Below are 18,693 nucleotides of genomic sequence, written 5' to 3'. Positions count from 1 at the left end.
CCCGCGCCCCTGAAGGGGCGCGGGGAACTGCGCGAGCAACCGACGCGGCGCGGCACTCGGCCGACGACCGGAGCCCCACGGCGGGAGGCCGGCGTTCCCGGGAACGCGAATGGCCCGAGATCTACGCGGAAACCGCGTCGATCCGGGCCATCGCATCATCCGCACCGTACGGCTGCAGATATGGCAGCCAGCGCGGATCCCTATGCCCCGTGCCGATGATCCGCCAGGCGAGCCCGGACGGCGGCGCCGGCTGATGCCGCAGCCGCCAGCCGATCTCGGCGACGTGCCGGTCGGCCTTGACGTGGTTGCAGCGGCGGCACGCCGCGACGACGTTCTCCCAGGTGTGCTGTCCGCCACGGCTGCGCGGAATCACGTGGTCGACGCTGGTTGCGACGCCACCGCAGTACATGCACCGGCCGCCGTCGCGCGCGAAGAGCGCACGGCGGGTCAGGGGGACGGGGCCGCGAAAGGGCACCCGGACGAAACGCTTGAGACGGACCACACTGGGCGCGGGCATCGCGCGGGTCGCACTGTGCATCAGGGCGCCGGAATCCTCCAGGCTGACGGCCTTCTCATTGAGGACGAGGATGAGCGCGCGGCGGAGCGGTACGACGCCGAGCGGCTCGTACGACGCGTTGAGGACCAGGACATGCGGCACGGGTGCCTCCTTGTACGCCGGCGGCGCGTGGCTCGCGCCGGGACGATCTCCCCACAGTGTCCCCCGGTGCCTGGTCGGAGCGCCACCATGACCAGGTAACGGGTCGGAGGTGTTTTCGACCACACTTCTTTTCTGCCCAGCATTTCGGCCCGCGCTACTCGAACAGCGGCACGGACTGCCCGCGTTGCCCCGTTAGTGTGGTTGGTCTGCCCGTCGTGCGGTACGTACCGCCCGGGTCTGCTGTCCCACACGGAAGGTCCCTTGCTGTGTACTGGTCCGCTTCTCCGGTCGCCGCCGCGGCGCCGGACCCGTCCTCCATATCCGAGGCCACGGAGAAGGCCACCGACGCCGCCGGCTGGGTGCAGGCGAACTGGCAGAGCTGGCTCAACGCCGGGCTGCGCATCATCCTGATCATCGCCATCGCGGTGGTCCTGCGGTGGCTGGTGCGCCGCGCGATCACGAAGTTCGTCGAGCGGATGAACCGCAACGCGGCGACCAGCCGCAACGGTCCGCTCGGCGGCCTGCTCGTGAACGCCGAGCGCCGTCGCCAGCGCTCCGAGGCCATCGGTTCGGTGCTGCGCAGCGTCGCGTCCTTCGTGATTCTCGGCACAGCGGCGCTGACGGTGCTCGCCGTGCTGAACATCAATCTCGCCCCGTTGCTCGCGAGCGCCGGTGTGGCCGGCGTCGCGATCGGCTTCGGCGCCCGCAACCTCGTCACGGACTTCCTCTCCGGCGTCTTCATGATCCTGGAGGACCAGTACGGCGTCGGCGACACCATCGACGCGGGCGTCGCCTCCGGCGAGGTCATCGAGGTCGGGCTGCGGGTCACGAAGCTGCGCGGGGCCGACGGCGAGATCTGGTACGTACGCAACGGCGAGGTCAAGCGCATCGGCAACCTCAGCCAGGGCTGGGCCACGGCCAGCGTCGACGTGCAGGTGCGCGCGACCGAGGACCTGGACCGGGTCCGGGAGGTCATCACGGAGGCGGGCGAGGAGATGGCGAAGTCCGAGCCCTGGAACGAGCGGCTGTGGGAGCCGGTCGAGGTCCTCGGCCTGAGCGAGGTCCTCCTCGACACGATGACGATCACGGTCGCCGCCAAGACGATGCCGGGCAAGTCCTTCGCCGTCGAACGCGAGCTCCGCTGGCGCATCAAGAAGGCCCTGGACGCGGCGGGCATCCGCATCGTCGGCCACCAGCCGCTCCCGGAGGGCGCCGCGGACGCCGCCGACCCCACGGCCTCCGTCGCCGCGCCGTCCGCCTTCGCGAACCCCCTCTCCCCCCAGTCGGTCGCCAGCAACCCGGTCACGCCCCCGCCGAACCTGAGCAAGTAACTCCCCGTACGCACACCGTTGGCCCGCTCCCCGCCCCGCCGGGGAGCGGGCCTCTTGCGTGCCGCCCATTGACGGCCCACGAGCGGCGGCTTACCTTCCGGGAGTTGGTGGGAAACTTTCCTAACAGATGGTGGCGGGCATGGCAGGCATGGCGGGGACGCCTCGGGTGCTGCGGGCGATGAACGACCGGGCCGCGCTGGAACTGCTCGTGTCGCACGGGCCGTTGACGCGTACGCAGATCGGGGAGCTGACCGGGCTGTCCAAGCCCACCGCTTCGCAGCTGCTGGGACGGCTGGCGGCGGCCGGGCTGGTGCGGGCGACCGGGAACGTGACCGGGCGGCCCGGGCCCAGCGCGCAGCTGTACGAGGTGAATCCGGCGGCGGCGTACGTGGCCGCGCTGTCGGTGGCTCCGGGCTGGGTGACCGCCGTCGTCGCGGACATCACCGGTGCCGTGGTGGGGGAAGAGCGGGTCGCGGCCGGAAGCGTCGCCGCGCGGGTGGTGGTCGCCGCCGTGGACGGGGCGCTGGGGAAGGCCGGGCTGAGCCGGGAGGAGCTGCACGGGGTCGTCATCGGGACGCCGGGCGCGCTGGACCCGCGCACCGGAGAGCTGCGGTACGCACCGCACCTGCCCGGCTGGCACGCGCGGTCGCTGCTGGGCGAGTTGGGGGACGCGCTGGGCGCGCCGGTCGTCATCGAGAACGACGTCAATCTCGCGGCGCTGGCCGAGCAGTACGACGGGTCGGCGCAGGACCACGACGACTTCGTGCTGGTGTGGGTGGACGAGGGGGTCGGCGCGGCGATCGTGCTCGGCGGGACACTGCTGCGCGGGGCGACCGGCGGGGCCGGGGAGATCGGGTACATGCCGCTGCCCGGGGCGCCGCTCGCGCGTGGCGGGCCGGAGGCGACGGCCGCGCCGGACGCGGGCGGCGGGTTCCAGAGCCTGGTGGGGCGGCCCGCCGTACTGGGGATCGCCCGCGGCCTGGGGCTGGACCCGGCCGATGTCGCCGAGGCGCTCGCGGACCCGCACGTCGTGGACGAGGTGGCGCGCCGGCTGGCGACGGGCCTGGCCGCCGTCGTCGCGGTGGTCGACCCCGAGCTGGTGGTGCTGTCGGGGAGCATCGCGCAGGCGGGCGGCGAGCGGCTGCGCGTACGGGTCGAGGAGGAGCTGACCGGGCTCGCGCTCCCCCGCCCGCAACTGCGGATCAGCGACATCGAGGGCGACCCGATCCTGACGGGCGCCCTGCGCACCGCCCTCGTACAAGCGCGGAACACCGTTTTCGACACGGGCTGATTCGACACGGGCTGAGCACTCAAGGGCGTCACGCGTCACTCTCACAGAGGCCAAGGGACGAGGCACGGATGAAACTCGCAGTGGTCGGCGGGGGATCTACCTACACCCCCGAACTCATCGACGGTTTCGCGCGGTTGCGGGACGTGCTGCCGGTGGACGAGCTGGTGCTGGTCGATCCGGCCGCCGACCGGCTGGAGTTGGTGGGCGGGCTGGCCCGGCGGATCTTCGCCCGGCAGGGCCACCCGGGCCGGATCGGCTGGACGGGCGACCTGGACGCCGGGGTGGACGGCGCGGACGCGGTACTGCTCCAGCTGCGCGTCGGCGGGCAGGCGGCGCGCAACGAGGACGAGACCTGGCCGCTGGAGTGCGGCTGCGTGGGCCAGGAGACGACGGGCGCGGGCGGGCTGGCCAAGGCGCTGCGTACGGTCCCGGTGGTGCTGGACATCGCCGAGCGGGTCCGCCGCCGCAACCCAGACGCGTGGATCGTGGACTTCACCAACCCGGTCGGGATCGTGACGCGGGCGCTGCTCACCGCCGGGCACAAGGCGGTCGGGCTGTGCAACGTGGCCATCGGCTTCCAGCGGAAGTTCGCCCGGCTGCTGGACGTGGCGCCGCAGGACGTACAGCTCGAACACGTCGGGCTGAACCATCTGACGTGGGAGCGGGCGGTACGCGTCGGCGGCGAGGACGTGCTGCCGAAGCTGATCGCCGAGCACGGCGACGCGATCGCCGCCGATCTGCACATGCCGCGCACCCTGGTCGAGCGGCTGGGCGTGGTCCCCTCGTACTACCTGCGGTACTACTACCAGCACGACGAGGTCGTACGGGAGCTGCGCACCAAGCCGTCGCGCGCCGCCGAGGTCGCGGCGCTGGAGCGGGAACTGCTGCGGATGTACGGCGATCCGGCGCTGGACGAGAAGCCGGAGCTGCTGGGCAAGCGGGGCGGCGCGTACTACTCGGAGGCGGCGGTCGCGCTCACCTCCTCGCTGCTGCGCACGCGTCATTCCGAAGAGGGGGGTGACGTGCAGGTGGTGAACGCGCTGAACAACGGGACGCTACCGTTCCTGCCGGACGACGCGGTGATCGAGGTGCCGGCCACGGTGAGCGCCCGGGGCGCGGTGCCGGCACCGGTACGCCCGCTGGAGCCGCTGTACGCCGGTTTGATCGCCAGCGTCACGGCGTACGAGCAACTGGCGCTGGAGGCGGCCCTGAAGGGCGGCCGGCACCGGGTCTTCGAGGCGCTCCTCGCGCACCCCCTGATCGGACAGCTCCAGTACGCGGACCGCCTGACCGACGAACTGCTCACGCACAACCGGGGGTATCTGGGGTGGGCTTGAGGGGGGATGGGGGCGGGGGCGGGGCGCGCGCCTACGGGGCGAATCGAACGAACTCGTGCCCCCACCGGGGGGTTACCCAAGGGAGGCGGCGCGAGAACCTCCCGTACGGGCGGACCCCGCTGCTCGCCGTGGACGCGGGGAACAGTAAGACGGATGTGGCCGTGGTCGGTGCCGACGGGGCGGTGCTCGGCGCGGCCCGCGGCGGCGGGTTCCGGCCGCCCGCGGTCGGCGCGGGCCGGGCCGTCGCCGAGTTGGACGTGACCGTCGACCGCGCGCTGGCGCAGGCCGGTGTCCACCACGTCGCACATCTCACCGCCTGCCTCGCCAACGCCGACCTCCCCGTGGAGGAGACGCAGCTCACCGAGCTCATCGTGGCGCACGGCCGGGCGGACACGGTGACCGTCGCCAACGACACCTTCGCCCTGCTGCGCGCCGGGCTGCCGGACGGCGGCCCGCACACCGGCGTCGCGGTGGTCTGCGGGGCCGGGATCAACTGCTCGGGGCTCGGCCCCGACGGCCGTGCCGCGCGCTTCCCCGCCATCGGGCGCATCTCCGGCGACTGGGGCGGCGGCGGGCACCTCGCCGAGGAGGCGCTGTGGTGGGCGGCGCGGGCCGAGGACGGCCGGGGCGCGCCCACCGCCCTCGCGGACCGGCTGCCCGCGCACTTCGGGCTGTCCGGGATGCCGCAGCTGATCGAGGCGCTGCACCTGGGGGACGTACCGGCCGAGCGCCGCCACGAACTCGTACCGGTGCTCTTCGCGGTGGCCGCCGAGGGCGACGAGGTGGCGCGGGCCCTCGTGGCGCGCCAGGCCGAGGAGATCGTCCTCATGGCCACGGTCGCGCTGCGCCGCCTGGACCTGCTGGACGAGCCCGTGCCGGTGGTCCTCGGCGGCGGAGTACTGGCGGCACGCCACCCGGTCCTGCACGAGGCGGTACTCGCGCTGCTCGCCGAGCGCGCCCCGAAGGCGGTACCGGAGGTGGTCACCGCTCCCCCGGTCCTCGGCGCCGCCCTGCTGGCACTGGACGAGACGGGCGCGCCTGCCTCCGCGTACGCCCGCCTGCGCGCCCATTACGCCTGAGAGCGGGCCGCCCATACGGTTCGCTCGGTGCGGACGACCAGGTCGTCGCGGTGCAGCACGCTGTGCGGTCCGTCGCCGTCGAGGAGGGCGTCGAGTACGGACATGTCCTCGGCACTGAGCCGGCCGTCGAGCGCGGTACGCATGCGGCCCAGCATCGCCCGTGCGTACCGGCCGGTGGCCTCGGGCAGCGGCCGGGGCAGTTCGATGGTGAACGGGCGCTCGGCCTCGATGGCGAATCCGGCCCGGGACAGCAGCGGCCCCCAGTCGGCGCCCCGGTGCGGCAGCGCCTCGGCGTGCCGGTCGGCCAGCGCGGCGCGGCAGCGGGCCTCCAGTCCCGGGCGTCCGATACCGAGATCGTCGGGCAGGAAGTACGGGACGTCGGCCATCTCGATCGCGGCCAGCAGGCCGCCCGGGGCGAGCGCGGCGTGCGCCTCGCGCAGCGCGCGGTCGGGGTCGCTCATGTGGTGCAGGGCCCCCGACGCCCACACCAGGTCCACGCCGCCGAAGTCCGGCCATGCCGCGTCCAGATCGGCCTCGACGGTGCGCACCCGGTCCGCCACGCCGAGCTCGCGGGCCCGGCCCTGGAGGTGGTGCAGGAGCCGCGGAGAGGCGTCGACGGCGATCGCCTCGGCGTCCTCGAAGCGTCGGAGCAGCGCGAAGGTGCCGGTTCCGGTCCCGCTGCCGAGGTCGAGTACGCGGCGCACGGGCCGGTCCGCGGTGAGCTCCGCGAGCCAGCCGGTCAGCTCGGTCAGGTGCGCGTGCAGGACCTCCGCCTCGAGGTCGAGCAGCTCGGCGACGAACGGCTCGTCGTGCGCATTGTCGTGGGGCTGGTGCGAGTGGGATGCCATGTCTCGACCGTAAGGCCGCCTTGCCGCAGCGTCATACCATATTGCCTATGACGCAAGAAGACGAAGACCTCGATGTCCTCGTGCGCAAGCGCATCCGCGGCCTGCGGGTCGCCATGGGCTGGTCGCTCGACGATCTGGCCGCTCGTTGTTACCTGAGCCCCTCCACGCTGAGCCGTATCGAGACGGGCCACCGGCGGATCAGCCTGGACCAGCTGACCGCGATCGCCCGGGCGCTGGGCGCCACACTGGACCAGCTCGTGGAGTCCGCCACCGACGACGTGATCATCAGGCCGCAGCACCACGCGGCGCGCGGGCTGACCACCTGGATGCTGAAGCGGGACCCCGGCGTCACGGTCGCCCGGCTGCGCCTCACGGAGCCGGCGCCGACCGGCAGCGGCGCGCTCAAGGCCCATCCGGGGCAGGACTGGTTCACCGTACTGTCCGGGACCGTCGTCCTGCTGCTCGGGGACCGCAGGATCGTCGTCGAGGAAGGGCAGGCGGCCGAGTTCTCCACCATGGTGCCGCACGCCTTCGGGGCGCAGGGCGGCCCGGCGGAGATCCTCGGCATCTTCGACCACGACGGGCAGCGCACGCACCTGCGGTCGGCCGACTGAAAGCCGCCGGGCCCCAGCGGCTTTTCAGTCGTCCAGCGGCAGTGCCAGATCCCGTACGTGCCCGGCGAGCAGCTCCACCGCGGCGTCCACCGCGGCCGCCCGGTCCCGTTCCCGGATCGCCTCGACGAGGAGGTGGTGCGGGTCGGTGGGGGCGGCCGTCGCGGTGTCCAGGCAGGCGGCGCGGTGCAGTTCCGCGCGGAGGGCGGTGCTCAGGGAGCGGTAGATGTCGGCCAGTACGGGGTTGGCGCTCGCCTCGGCGACCAGGACGTGGAAGTCGGCGTCGGCGGCGGTGAACGCCTCGTCCTCGTGCGCCGCGAGCGCCGCCCGGCGCCGGGCCAGCGCCGCCTCTATGGCGGCGAGCTGGGCGTCCGTGCGGTGCCGTGCCGCCTGCCGCGCCGCGATCACGTCCAGGCCCTGCCGGACCTGCGTGACATGGGTCAGCTCGGCGCGCTCCAGGCGGCGGCGGAGCGCCACCGCACTGTCGTCGTCCGAGAGGACGAACGTGCCGTCGCCCTGCCGGGTCTCCAGCAGCCCGGAGTGCACGAGGGCGCGGATGGCCTCCCGTACGGAGGCCCGGCTCACCTGCAGCGTCTCGGACAGGGCACTCTCGGGCGGGATGCGGCTGCCCACCGGCCAGACCCCCTTGAGGATCTGTTCCCGGATCTCGTCGGTCGCGGTCTCCACCAGCGACACCCTGCGTATCGTCCGCACCGCACCGCTCCATTTCCCAGGTCACCTGATGTCAGGCAACTCTAGCCAGCCCGGCCGGCGCCCGGCTGCCCCTTGGGGAAGCCGGGGAACCGAACACCGTACGACTGCGTGAAGGGAGGCAACGGGGGCGCGAGGTGCGGGGCGCCGGGCCGACGGGGCTCGAACGGGATCCCGATACGAACAAGATCCAGGCAATACCGGTGTGGTCGTCGGCCCCTGCAGCCATACTGCTGGCGGTGCCCCCTGCCCGCGGCGCGGGCCACGGGGCACGGCCGGCGAACGAGGGGGAGGTTCCGTGTCATACCCGCCGAGCGGCAGCGCGGCACCACCCGCGCCCGCAGCGCCTCCCGGACCGGACACGGCCGTACCGGAACCGTCCGCTCCGCCACCGTCATCCGGCGAGCGCGCCGTATGGGCCGAGGGGCTGCGCCGGCTGCGTGCCGCCATGCTCACCGAGCCGGGCCGGCTGCGCTTCATCGGTGCCGTACTGGCCGCGCTGGTCGTACTGTTCGGCGCGCTGGCCGCCTGGCAGGTGGCGGACCGGTCGGCCGCCGCCGACGACGTATTGGGGAGCAGCCAGCCACTGAGCCGGGACGCGGCGGACATCTACCGCTCGCTGGCGGACGCCGACACCACGGCGGCCGGCGGCTTCCTGGCCGGCGAGCGGGAGAGCGCGGACAGCCGGCGGCGCTACAAGGAGGACATCTCCACCGCCGCCCGGCTGCTGGTCCGCGCCGCCGCCAACTCCCGGGGCTCGGCGACGGCCCGGGACCGCATCGAGCGGCTCAACGACGGCCTGCCGCGCTACACGGGCCTGGTGGAGACGGCGCGGATGTACAACCGGCAGGGCCTGCCGGTGGGCGGCGCGTACCTCCAGTACGCCAACAGCCTGATGCGCACCCAACTGCTGCCCGCCGCCCAGCAGCTGTACGACGCCGAGACCGCCCGGCTCGACGCCGATTACGAGGACGCCCGGGCCTGGCCCTGGGTCGCGCTGGCCGCCGGTGTGCTGTCGATCGGCGCGCTCGGCTGGGCGCAGCGCCGCAACTACCGACGTACGAACCGGGTGTTCAACCAGGGACTGCTGGTCGCCACCGCCGCCTCCGTGGGCGTCCTGCTGTGGATGACGGCCGGGCACGCGTTCGCGCGTGCGGGGCTCGACGACTCCATCGAGAACGGCGCGAAGTCCCTGCGGGTGCTCAACGAGGCGCGGATCGCGACGCTGCAGGCGCGCGGCGACGAGAACCTCACGCTGGTGGCGCGCGGCGGCAAGGTGACCGCTGACCAGCGGGACTTCTACGAGGTCGAGTACGCCGCCGGGATGAGGACGCTGGCGGGTGACGGGAAGGGCGCGGACGCCCGGGCGGGCGGCAAGCTGCGGGAGGCGCTGGCCCTGGCGGACGACGCGGCGGGCCGCGCGCCGGTGCAGGAGGCGCTGGCGAACGTACGGGAGTGGCGCACGCGGCACGCCGAAGCGCGTGCGGAGAACGACCGGGGCGACTACGAAGGCGCGCTGGCGAAGGTGATCGGGACGGACCGGCCCACGAAGGAGTCCTTCGACAAGGTGGACGCGGCGCTGAAGCAGGCGCTCCGGCACGAGCAGACCGAGTTCCACGACGCGGCGCGGGGCGGCCGGCACGCGCTGGACGGGCTCGCCGTGGGAGCGGCCGTACTGGCCGTGCTGGCGGCCGCCGGCGCGGTGCTGGGCATCGGCCGCAGGCTGTCGGAGTACCGGTGACGAGGGCGACGAGGGCGGGGATGAGCATGCGCGCGCGAATGGCGGACCTCGGGTCGGCGCTGGCTCCGGTGGCCGCCGGGATGGGTGTGATGGCCGCGGCCGCCGCGGTGCTGGTGCCGGTGCTCAGCAGCGGCCCCGCCGTGCCGCACGACCCGCACGTCCCCGCGCAGCCGCGCGCCACGACGGCAGCGCCCGCCGCCGCGGGCTGCACGGAGGAGAACGCGGCGGAGAGCCTGCGGCCCTCCTCGGCCGACGGCGACGCGGTGAAGCGGATCAAGAAGGCGGGCGTACTGGTCGTCGGCGTCGACCAGAACAGCTACCGCTGGGGCTACCGGGACCCGGACAACCCGAAGAACCTCATCGGCTTCGACATCGACCTGGCGAAGGCCATCGCCCGGGACATCCTCGGCCCCGACCCGCACATCGTGTACCGCGCGATCCCCACCAACCAGCGCATCGACGCCGTGCAGCAGCGCAAGGTGGACATGGTCGTGCGGACCATGACGATCAACTGCGAGCGCAAGAAGGACGTCGCCTTCTCCACCGCGTACTTCAAGGCCGGCCAGCAGGTGCTCGCGCCCAAGAGGTCGTCGATCGACGCGTTCGACGACTCGCTGCGGGGAAAGAAGATCTGCACGGCGAAGGGATCAACGGGCGAGCAGGAACTGGACGGTGAGGATCACGGCGCGACGGTCATGACCGTGCCGAACCAGCTCGACTGCCTGGTGCGGCTGCAGCTGGGCGAGGCCGACGCCGTCGTGACCGACAGCGCGCTGGCCGCCGGCCAGGCCGCACAGGACCCGGCCGTGGAGCTCAAGGGCGAGCCGTTCAGCACGGACCTGTACGGCGTCGCGATGAACAAGGAGGACGAGGACCTGGTGCGGCGGGTGAACAAGGTGCTGGAGGACTACCGCGCGGGCGGTGCCGACAGCCCCTGGACGACCGCGTACGACAAGTGGCTCAAGGCCGACCTGCCGGGCGTCTCCGGGCCGCCGGCGCCCCAGTACAGCGACTGACAGACCGGCCGGCGCCCCGGCGCCCGGCCGCCCGCAGCGCACCGCACGCACTTTGGAGAGGTGATCGATGGGGGTCCCTGGACCCGCCCCGGCCATGAGCCGCGACGAGGTGGACCGCGCCCTCGCGAGGCTCGGCGCCGAGCACGAAGCGATCGAGACCTCGCTGCTGGCGCTGCAGGACCACGCAGGGCGCCGCCTCCTGGAGGGCGCCGAGCTGACCGGCGTCACCAAGGACCGCTGGGCGACGGCCGAGCAGTGGATCACGGTGCTGTGGGCGCACTTCGAGGCGTACAGCGCGGCGCTGGAGGCCGCCCGTGAGCTGCGCGCCCGCCGCCGCTGGCTCTCCCCGGAGGACCTGGCCACCCTCACCGACATGCTGCGCGGCAACGGCGTCACGGTCTCCGGCGGCGCGGCCGTCGGCAGCCTCACCAAGCTCAGCGAACAGCTCAGCCTGGAGGCGCTGGTCGAGCGGATGAACGGGCTGTACGCGCGGGCGCTGGACGTCATCGTCAGCGCCGACTCCGTATGGACCGCGCTGCCCGCCCGGATCGACCTGCTCGCCGCCGAGCTGCGCCGTACCCGCTCCCTTGCGCACTCCGTCGGCGTCCGCCCCGGCGAGCACCCCTCCGGCGACGACCTGGAGCAGATCACCGACGAGCTGACCCGGCTGCGCGCCGAGGTGCTCGCCGACCCGCTCGCCTTCTGGGTGCCCGCCGCCGACGCCAGCGCCGCGCCCGGCGGCGGCCGCCCGGACACCGAGCGGTACGACCGCGCGGCGCGCGCCCTGGAGGACGTGCGGCGCGAGATCGAGGCGGTCCTCACGGTGCGGCAGGACGCCGAGCGGCGGCTGATGCAGGTGCGCGACCTGCTCTCGCGCGCGGACCGCACGCTCACCGAGGCGCGGGAGGCGCGCGGCGAGGTGCTGGCGAAGATCGCCGCGTCCGAAGTACCGGCCGTCTCGGGCCCGTCGGCCGCCCTGCACGAGCAGCTCGCCACCGCCGCCGAGTACCGCAGACGCGCCCAGTGGCACCTGCTGTCGCCGCTGCTGGAGAGCCTGGAGGAGCGCGCCGAGGAGGAGCTGCTGCGCGCCCGCGAGTCGCTGACCGCGGTGACCGCGCCGCTGGCCGTCCGCGCCGAGCTGCGCGGCCGCCTCGACGCGTACAAGGCGAAGACGGCGCGGCACGGCCTGGCCGAGGACCCGTTCCTGATCGAGCGGTACGACATCGCCCGCCGGATGCTGTGGAGCGCGCCGTGCGATCTGCGCGCCGCCGAGCACGCCGTACTGCGCTACCAGCAGGCGGCGGCCGAGGCACTGGCGGCGCCGGACCGCGAGGGGGAGTCATGAGCGGCGAGCAGGACGCCGCCTGCCAGCGGCCGGAGTGCGCAGGGCGCTACGAGGACGTCGGCGGCGGCGAACTGTACTGCGACACCTGCGGCCTGGCGCCGGTCGTCTCGGCGACCGGCATGGTGGCCTCGCCGCCGACCGGCGTCGCGGCCGCGGCCCGCGCGGCCAACGGCTCCTCGGGCTCTCCGGGTTCGCAAGGATCGCAGGGCTCGCAGAACTCCGGCAGCGCCCGTACGTCGTCCTCCTCCCGCTCCTCCGGCTCCCGCCGCTCGGTCTCCGGGCGCCTCTCGCGCTCCCTGTCCGGCCCGTCGACCCGCTCGGTGTCGGTGCGCAGCGGCAGTTCGGGGCAGGGTTCCGGGTCGAGCTCGGGCCCGGGGCGCGGGCGGCTGGGGGCCGGGCTGGTGGCGGTACCGGACGTGCCGCGGCCCGATCCGCGCACGGTCGTGCTGGCGAACCCGGAGGTCCCCGAGCGCAAGCGATTCTGCAGCCGCAGCGACTGCGGGGCGCCGGTGGGCCGGGCGCGCAGCGGGCGCCCCGGCCGCACGGAAGGTTTCTGCACCAAGTGCGGCCACCCGTACAGCTTCGTGCCGAAGCTGCGGGCCGGTGACGTGGTGCACGGCCAGTACGAGGTCGCGGGGTGTCTGGCGCACGGCGGCCTGGGCTGGATCTATCTGGCCGTCGACCGCGCGGTCTCCGACCGGTGGGTGGTGCTCAAGGGCCTGCTGGACACCGGCGACGAGGAGGCGCTCGCGGTCGCGGTCTCCGAGCGCCGCTTCCTCGCCGAGATCGAGCACTCCAACATCGTCCGGATCTACAACTTCGTCGAGCACCTCGACCAGGCGACCGGCAGCCTCGACGGCTACATCGTCATGGAGTACGTCGGCGGCAAGTCCCTCAAGGAGATCGCCAACGAGCGGCGCACGCCCCAGGGTCGGCGCGACCCGCTCCCGGTCGAGCAGGCGTGCGCGTACGCCATCGAAGCGCTGGAGGCCCTCGGCCATCTGCACAGCCGCAACCTGCTCTACTGCGACTTCAAGGTCGACAACGCCATCCAGCAGAACGACCAGCTCAAGCTGATCGACATGGGCGCGGTCCGCAGGATGGACGACCACCAGAGCCCGATCTACGGCACGGTCGGGTACCAGGCCCCCGAGGTCGCCGAGGTCGGCCCGTCCGTCGCCTCCGACCTGTACACGGTCGCGCGCACCCTCGCCGTCCTCACCTTCGACTTCCAGGGCTACACCAACGTCTTCGCGGACTCCCTGCCCGACCCCGAGCACATCGAGGTGTTCCGCCGCTACGAGTCCTTCTACCGGCTGCTGGTACGGGCCACCGACCCCGACCCGGCGCGCCGGTTCGCCTCCGCGGAGGAGATGGCCGAGCAGCTGACCGGCGTGCTGCGCGAGGTCGTGGCGCTGCAGACGGGCGAGCAGCGGCCCGCGCTGTCGCAGCTGTTCGGGCCCGAACTGCGGGTGGTCGACACCGAACTGATGCCGGCGGTGGAGGGGGACACCTCGCTGCTGGGCGCGCGTACGGCCCGGCCACGCGGCCGCCGCGACAGGAAGGCGGCGCCGCCCGCGCTGGCCGGCACGGCACCGGCGGCGGGCCTGGTGGGCGCCGCACCGGCCACGCCGTCGATCCCGGCGCAGGTGTCGTACGAGATCTCGCCGCTTCCCGGATACGGCAGCCCGGGGCCCGTGCTGCGCCCCGTGGACACCGCGGCCGCCGTGCTCGCGCTGCCCGTGCCGCGGGTGGACCCCGGCGACCCGAACGCCGGTTTCCTGGCCGGTCTGCTGGCCGCGGCCCCCGCCGAGCTGCTCGTCGCGCTGCGCTCCGCGCCCGCCGACTCCCTGGAGCTGCGGCTGCGCGACCTGCGGGCCCGGCTGGAGATGGCCGAAGGACCGGTGGCGCAGCGCGTGCTGCGGGAGATCGAGACCGATCCGCTGGCCGACTGGGCGACGGACTGGCGGGTGGTCTGGTACCGCGGCCTGGTGGCGCTGGCCACGGGCGACAAGGAGACCGCCGCGCTGTCCTTCGACGCGGTGTACGACGCGTTCCCCGGCGAGCCCGCGCCCAAGCTCGCGCTGGGCGTCTGCGCCGAGGTACTGGGCCAGCTGGACAACGCCGCCGAGTACTACCACCTGGTGTGGACCACCGACCACAGCTATGTGAGCGCGGCGTTCGGGCTGGCCCGGGTGCGGCTCGCGGCCGGTGACCGCAGCGGCGCGGTGCGTGCCCTGGAGGCCGTACCGGAGTCCTCGATCCACTTCACCGCGGCCCGCATCGCCGCGGTACGGGCCCGGCTCCGGCAGCGCCCGCCGAGCGACCCGCTGCTGCCCGACCTGCAGGCCGCGGCCCGGCAGATCGAGCGGCTGGCGGACTTCGGGCTGGACGCGCAGCGCCGCGGGACACTGACGACGGAAGTACTGGGCTGCGCGCTGGACTGGGTACTGTCCGGGCGCGCCGGGGAACGGCCGACGCCCGGGGCCGTCCCCGTACTGCTCGGCTGCGAGGTGGACGAGCGCGGGCTGCGCTTCGGCCTGGAGCGGTCCTGCCGGCTGCTCGCCAGGCTGGCTCAGCGCGGTGATGAGAGGATCGAACTGGTGGAGCGGGCCAACCGCTTCCGCCCCAGGACGTGGGTGTGAGATGGCAGTGACAGGTCCTTCCCGGTGCCCGGTGTGCACCGAGCCGATGGAGCCGGGGGACAACTTCTGCGGTGTGTGCGGTGCGGAGGCCTCCGCGGCGGCGCCGGACGACGCGGCGGCGGAGGTCTCCGCGGCGGCCGGGGCGTACGGTGCGGCGGGGGCGTACGGTGCGGCCCCGCCGCCCGTTCCCGAGAACCGGCTCCCGGACGGCGCGGACGGCTCGCGCGCCCGGAACGACTCGGGCGACTCGGGCGGCTTGGGCGGCTCGGACGGCTCGGGCGACTCGGACGGCAAAGCCGAAGCGGACGGCCCCGCCGACCCCCGAGAATCCTTCGCCGCCAAGACCTGTGCGGCGTGCCGGACCGGCACCGTCGACCAGGACGGCTACTGCGAGCACTGCGGCCACGCCCAGCCCCGCGAGCGCGACCACTTCGAGCGCGAGCTGGACCGGGTCGCCGCCGTCAGCGACCGCGGCCACCGCCACCACCGCAACGAGGACTTCTTCACCGTCGCCGGCACCGCGCTGGCCGACGGCTCCCCCGCGGTGCTCGCCGTGGTCTGCGACGGCGTCTCCTCCGCGACCCGGCCCGACGAGGCATCGCAGGCCGCCGCCGAGACCGCCGCCGAGTCGCTGCTGACGGCACTGCCCCGGGAGGCGCACCCGCAGCAGGCCATGCACGACGCGATCCTGGCCGCCGCCAAGTCCGTCGACGCGCTCGCCGAGGAACCCGACCACCCGCGCGACCCGTACGGCAGGCAGAACGCCCCGGCCTGCACGCTCGTCGCGGCCGTCGCGGCCGCCGGGGTACTGACCGTCGGCTGGGTCGGCGACAGCCGCGCGTACTGGATCCCCGACGACCGCACCGCGCCCGGTGCCCGGCTCACCGAGGACGACTCCTGGGCCGCACAGATGGTGGCGAACAACCTGATGTCGGAGGCCGAGGCGTACTCCGACGAACGGGCCCACGCCATCACCGGCTGGCTGGGCGCCGACGCGTACGAACTGCAGCCGCACACCGCCGCGTTCCGGCCGGACCGCCCGGGCGTGGTCGTGGTGTGCACCGACGGCCTGTGGAACTACACCGAGGCGGCGGCCGAACTGGCGGCGCTGCTGCCCCCGGACGCGGGTGAACGCCCGCTGCACAGCGCACAAACGCTTGTCCGCCACGCTCTGGACAGCGGGGGCCACGACAACGTAACAGTGGCCGTGGTGCCGTTCCCGGTCCCCGCGCCCGGGGCAGTATCGGCGTAAGTCACGACAGCAACACCACCGCGCGGCAAGCACGGTGGAACGGTCCGGCACCTGGGGAGGTGCCGACGGGGGGACGGCCTGGGGTACTTCCGCCCGCCCGCCTGCCGACGAGCACGACGGAGCGTCAAGGAGCGGAAGAGATGGCCAACTTCTCGAAGTCCACGGTCCCGCGGTTCTCCGTGGAGGTGTACCAGAACGAGTACCTCCCCGAGGGCGGGCGCGAGGTGCACGCCATCACCACGGTCACCGCCACCGGCGGCGGCACCTCCGGCGGCCGGCCGCTCGCCGACGCCGCCGGGAAGTCCGTGGACGCGCACGGCGGCGCCCCGGACGCCGCGGTGGTCATCATGGTCGACGCCTCCGGCTCGATGGAGTACCCGCCCACCAAGATGCGCGGCGCCCGCGACGCCACCGCCGCGGCGATCGACACGCTGCGCGACGGGGTGGCCTTCGCGGTGGTCGCCGGCACCCATCAGGCCGCCGAGGTCTACCCGGGCGGCGGCCGCCTCGCGCAGGCATCGCCCGCCACCCGCGCCCGGGCCAAGGAGGCGCTGCGGGGGCTGCGTTCGGGCGGCGGCACGGCTATCGGCACCTGGCTGCGACTGGCCGACCGGCTGCTGTACTCCGCGGACGTGGCCATCCGGCACGGCATCCTGCTCACCGACGGCCGCAATGAACACGAGTCGCCCGAGGAGCTGCGGGCCGCCCTGGACGCCTGCGCCGGGCGGTTCACCTGCGACGCGCGCGGGGTGGGCACGGACTGGGAGGTCAAGGAGGTCACCGGCATTGCCTCGGCCCTGCTGGGCAGCGCCGACATCGTCGCCGATCCGGCCGGGCTGACCGCGGACTTCACACGGATGATGGAGACCGCGATGGGCAAGGAGGTCGCGGACGTGGCCCTGCGCGTGTGGACCCCGCAGGGCGCCGAGATCCAGTACGTGAAGCAGGTCGCGCCGACGGTCGAGGACCTGACCGGGCGGCGCACGGAGGCCGGGCCGCGGGCCGGCGACTACCCGACCGGCTCGTGGGGCGACGAGTCCCGCGACTACCACGTGTGCGTACGCGTCCCGGACGCCGGCGTCGGCCGGGAGATGCTGGCCGCGCGGGTGGCACTGGTGCTCCCTGCGCCCGGCGGCGGCGCGCCCCGGACGCTCGCGCAGGGCCTGGTACGGGCCGTGTGGACGACCGACATGGCCGCATCGACGCAGATCAACCCACAGGTGGCGCACTACACGGGACAGGCGGAACTGGCCCGGGCCATCCAGTCGGGGCTGGATGCGCGCAAGTCCGGAGATGTCGACGGGGCGACCGCCCGGCTGGGCCGGGCGGTACAGCTGGCGAGCGCCTCCGGGAACGAGGACACTGCGAAACTGCTTGCGAAGGTGGTGGACGTCGTGGACGCGGTGACCGGTACTGTGCGGCTGAAGGCGAAGGTCGCGGAAGCGGACGAGATGACGCTCGAAACGCGCTCTACCAAGACTGTTCGCGTCAAAAAGTGACAAACGAGTGACGAGCTAGACGTAAAACCGTTGAAAGACGGTACGGAGGGGGACATACCGACATGCCGACCTGCCCGAACGGCCACCAGTCAGTGGCCGAAGACTGGTGCGAGGTGTGCGGCCACCGCATGGCGGGCACTGTCGCTCCGCCGCCTCCCCCGCCGGCCGGCTTCCCCGGCGCCCCGGCCGAGCAGCCCCCGCAGCAAGGGGGCTACGGCTTCCCGCCGCCGCCTGGTCCGGGCCACGGCCCCGGTGCGGGCCACGCCCCCGGTCCCGGCACCGGCCAGGCCGAGCTGTGTCCGCAGTGCGGCACGCCGCGCGAGGCCATGGCGCCGTTCTGCGAGGGGTGCCGGTACAACTTCCTGACGCACTCCTCGACCTCCGCGTCGTACGGGGCGCCCGCGCCGCAGTCCGCGCAGCCGCCCGGCTTCCCGTCCCAGCCCGGCCCGCCGGACCAGTACGAGTACCAGAGCTCGCGGCCCTCGCAGATGAACCGGCCCGCCGAGCCGCTGGGCCCCGGACAGCAGCCCTTCGGCGCCCCGCCCTACGGCGAAACGGGCCCGCAGCAGCAGCCGCCGGCCCCGTCCCAGGGCGGCGACGACTGGCTGCTGCCGCCGCCGGGCGGCCAGCAGGCACCTCCGGCGCCGACCCCGCCGGGTCAGCAGTTCCCGCCCGGTCAGCCGGTTCCGCCCGGCCAGCAGGGGCCGTACGCGCCGCCCGCGCCGCAGGGCCCCGGGCCGCAGGGTCCCTTCGAGCAGCCCGGGCCGCCGCCCCCGCCGTACGAGCAGTCCGCGCCCCCGGCAGCGCCCGGCGGGTACGAGCAGCCGCAGCAGCAGCCGCAGCACGGGCAGACCGGTGAGCAGCCGTGGAACCAGGGCGGCGAGGCTCCGGGGCACGCGCAGCCCGGTGCCGGCTGGGTCGCGGTGATCGCTCCGGACCGTGAGTACTTCATGGCGATGATGGGCCGCAGCGGCCCCGAGGCGGCCGGCCTGAACCTCCCCGCCTACTCCCCCGAGCAGCAGCTGCCGCTCAACGGCCAGCAGGTCACGATCGGCCGCCGCCGGCACAGCACGGGCGAGTCGCCGGACATCGACCTGGGCCGCCCGCCGGAGGACCCGGGCGTCTCGCACCAGCACGCGATGCTGGTGCAGCAGCCGGGCGGCGGCTGGGCGGTGGTGGACCAGAACTCCACCAACGGCACGACCGTCAACGGCGGCGAGGATCCGATCCAGCCGTACGTCCCGGTCCCGCTCCAGGAGGGCGACCGCGTACACGTCGGCGCCTGGACGACGATCACGGTCCGCCGGGGCTGAGAGCCCGCGCGCCCGG

Annotated in this window: 15 protein-coding genes; 12 read left to right on the top strand and 3 right to left on the bottom strand. The window is 74.0% G+C overall.

What is annotated here, in order from left to right; genetic code table 11:
- Window positions 1-121 precede the first annotated feature (121 nt).
- Window positions 122-658, bottom strand: a complete 537-nt coding sequence (locus AB0I82_RS33140) for an HNH endonuclease (RefSeq protein WP_030614925.1) — start codon at window positions 656-658, stop codon at window positions 122-124.
- A 266-nt stretch (window positions 659-924) separates the two neighbouring features.
- On the opposite strand from AB0I82_RS33140, the gene AB0I82_RS33135 reads away from it, so the two are divergent.
- The 4 genes from AB0I82_RS33135 to AB0I82_RS33120 all read left to right on the top strand — a co-directional run bounded on the left by AB0I82_RS33135 (window position 925) and on the right by AB0I82_RS33120 (window position 5,696).
- Window positions 925-1,989 (top strand): mechanosensitive ion channel family protein, encoded by a 1,065-nt coding sequence (locus AB0I82_RS33135; RefSeq protein WP_363261162.1) that lies wholly within the window; start codon window positions 925-927, stop codon window positions 1,987-1,989.
- Between the two features lie 139 nt (window positions 1,990-2,128).
- On the top strand, window positions 2,129-3,280 hold the full coding sequence (locus tag AB0I82_RS33130; RefSeq protein ID WP_363261161.1) for an ROK family transcriptional regulator: 1,152 nt from the start codon (window positions 2,129-2,131) through the stop codon (window positions 3,278-3,280).
- Between the two features lie 68 nt (window positions 3,281-3,348).
- Window positions 3,349-4,617, top strand: coding sequence for a 6-phospho-beta-glucosidase (locus AB0I82_RS33125; protein ID WP_363261160.1), 1,269 nt, complete (start codon window positions 3,349-3,351; stop codon window positions 4,615-4,617).
- A 119-nt stretch (window positions 4,618-4,736) separates the two neighbouring features.
- On the top strand, window positions 4,737-5,696 hold the full coding sequence (locus AB0I82_RS33120; protein ID WP_363261171.1) for a BadF/BadG/BcrA/BcrD ATPase family protein: 960 nt from the start codon (window positions 4,737-4,739) through the stop codon (window positions 5,694-5,696).
- On the opposite strand, the gene AB0I82_RS33115 is transcribed toward AB0I82_RS33120, so the two are convergent.
- Window positions 5,687-6,544 (bottom strand): class I SAM-dependent methyltransferase, encoded by an 858-nt coding sequence (locus AB0I82_RS33115; RefSeq protein WP_363261159.1) that lies wholly within the window; start codon window positions 6,542-6,544, stop codon window positions 5,687-5,689. The genes AB0I82_RS33120 and AB0I82_RS33115 overlap by 10 nt on opposite strands.
- A gap of 47 nt (window positions 6,545-6,591) precedes the next feature.
- Between AB0I82_RS33115 and AB0I82_RS33110 the strand changes: the two genes are divergently transcribed.
- Window positions 6,592-7,158 carry a helix-turn-helix transcriptional regulator gene (locus AB0I82_RS33110; protein WP_363261158.1) on the top strand — a complete coding sequence of 189 codons (567 nt, stop codon included), beginning with the start codon at window positions 6,592-6,594 and terminating at the stop codon, window positions 7,156-7,158.
- A 24-nt stretch (window positions 7,159-7,182) separates the two neighbouring features.
- Here the strand turns inward: AB0I82_RS33110 and AB0I82_RS33105 are convergent, their stop codons facing one another.
- Window positions 7,183-7,869 carry an FCD domain-containing protein gene (locus tag AB0I82_RS33105; protein ID WP_363261157.1) on the bottom strand — a complete coding sequence of 229 codons (687 nt, stop codon included), beginning with the start codon at window positions 7,867-7,869 and terminating at the stop codon, window positions 7,183-7,185.
- Between the two features lie 295 nt (window positions 7,870-8,164).
- Between AB0I82_RS33105 and AB0I82_RS33100 the strand changes: the two genes are divergently transcribed.
- The 7 genes from AB0I82_RS33100 (at window position 8,165) to AB0I82_RS33070 (ending at window position 18,677) form a co-directional block, all read left to right on the top strand.
- Window positions 8,165-9,607 (top strand): hypothetical protein, encoded by a 1,443-nt coding sequence (locus tag AB0I82_RS33100; RefSeq protein WP_363261156.1) that lies wholly within the window; start codon window positions 8,165-8,167, stop codon window positions 9,605-9,607.
- Window positions 9,608-9,633: 26 nt separating this feature from the next.
- A complete protein-coding gene (locus tag AB0I82_RS33095) occupies window positions 9,634-10,623 on the top strand; it encodes a glutamate ABC transporter substrate-binding protein (RefSeq protein WP_363261155.1) in 990 nt (329 codons plus the stop codon).
- A gap of 67 nt (window positions 10,624-10,690) precedes the next feature.
- Window positions 10,691-11,968 (top strand): hypothetical protein, encoded by a 1,278-nt coding sequence (locus tag AB0I82_RS33090; RefSeq protein WP_363261154.1) that lies wholly within the window; start codon window positions 10,691-10,693, stop codon window positions 11,966-11,968.
- Window positions 11,965-14,613, top strand: coding sequence for a tetratricopeptide repeat protein (locus tag AB0I82_RS33085; RefSeq protein ID WP_363261153.1), 2,649 nt, complete (start codon window positions 11,965-11,967; stop codon window positions 14,611-14,613). The genes AB0I82_RS33090 and AB0I82_RS33085 overlap by 4 nt, the downstream gene beginning before the upstream one ends.
- A gap of 1 nt (window position 14,614) precedes the next feature.
- Window positions 14,615-15,865: a protein phosphatase 2C domain-containing protein gene (locus AB0I82_RS33080; RefSeq protein WP_363261152.1), complete on the top strand. Its 1,251-nt coding sequence runs from the start codon at window positions 14,615-14,617 to the stop codon at window positions 15,863-15,865.
- Window positions 15,866-16,005: 140 nt separating this feature from the next.
- Window positions 16,006-17,364: a VWA domain-containing protein gene (locus AB0I82_RS33075; protein WP_363261151.1), complete on the top strand. Its 1,359-nt coding sequence runs from the start codon at window positions 16,006-16,008 to the stop codon at window positions 17,362-17,364.
- Window positions 17,365-17,426: 62 nt separating this feature from the next.
- Entirely contained in the window at window positions 17,427-18,677 is a 1,251-nt protein-coding gene (locus tag AB0I82_RS33070; protein ID WP_363261150.1) for an FHA domain-containing protein, read from the top strand.
- The last annotated feature ends 16 nt before the right edge of the window (window positions 18,678-18,693 follow it).

The sequence above is a fragment of the Streptomyces sp. NPDC050315 genome, from assembly GCF_040655775.1.
Lineage (GTDB): Bacteria > Actinomycetota > Actinomycetes > Streptomycetales > Streptomycetaceae > Streptomyces.
This window is presented reverse-complemented; position numbering and strand designations above follow the sequence as displayed.

What these genes read in the sequence shown, in the direction of transcription:
- AB0I82_RS33125 (WP_363261160.1), top strand. Translation starts at nt 3,349, where the DNA reads ATGAAACTCGCAGTGGTCGGCGGGGGATCTACCTACACCCCCGAACTC.
- AB0I82_RS33075 (WP_363261151.1), top strand. Translation starts at nt 16,006, where the DNA reads ATGGCCAACTTCTCGAAGTCCACGGTCCCGCGGTTCTCCGTGGAGGTG.
- AB0I82_RS33130 (WP_363261161.1), top strand. Translation starts at nt 2,129, where the DNA reads ATGGCAGGCATGGCGGGGACGCCTCGGGTGCTGCGGGCGATGAACGAC.
- AB0I82_RS33080 (WP_363261152.1), top strand. Translation starts at nt 14,615, where the DNA reads ATGGCAGTGACAGGTCCTTCCCGGTGCCCGGTGTGCACCGAGCCGATG.
- AB0I82_RS33095 (WP_363261155.1), top strand. Translation starts at nt 9,634, where the DNA reads ATGCGCGCGCGAATGGCGGACCTCGGGTCGGCGCTGGCTCCGGTGGCC.
- AB0I82_RS33070 (WP_363261150.1), top strand. Translation starts at nt 17,427, where the DNA reads ATGCCGACCTGCCCGAACGGCCACCAGTCAGTGGCCGAAGACTGGTGC.
- AB0I82_RS33085 (WP_363261153.1), top strand. Translation starts at nt 11,965, where the DNA reads ATGAGCGGCGAGCAGGACGCCGCCTGCCAGCGGCCGGAGTGCGCAGGG.
- AB0I82_RS33110 (WP_363261158.1), top strand. Translation starts at nt 6,592, where the DNA reads ATGACGCAAGAAGACGAAGACCTCGATGTCCTCGTGCGCAAGCGCATC.
- AB0I82_RS33090 (WP_363261154.1), top strand. Translation starts at nt 10,691, where the DNA reads ATGGGGGTCCCTGGACCCGCCCCGGCCATGAGCCGCGACGAGGTGGAC.
- AB0I82_RS33115 (WP_363261159.1), bottom strand. Translation starts at nt 6,544, where the DNA reads ATGGCATCCCACTCGCACCAGCCCCACGACAATGCGCACGACGAGCCG.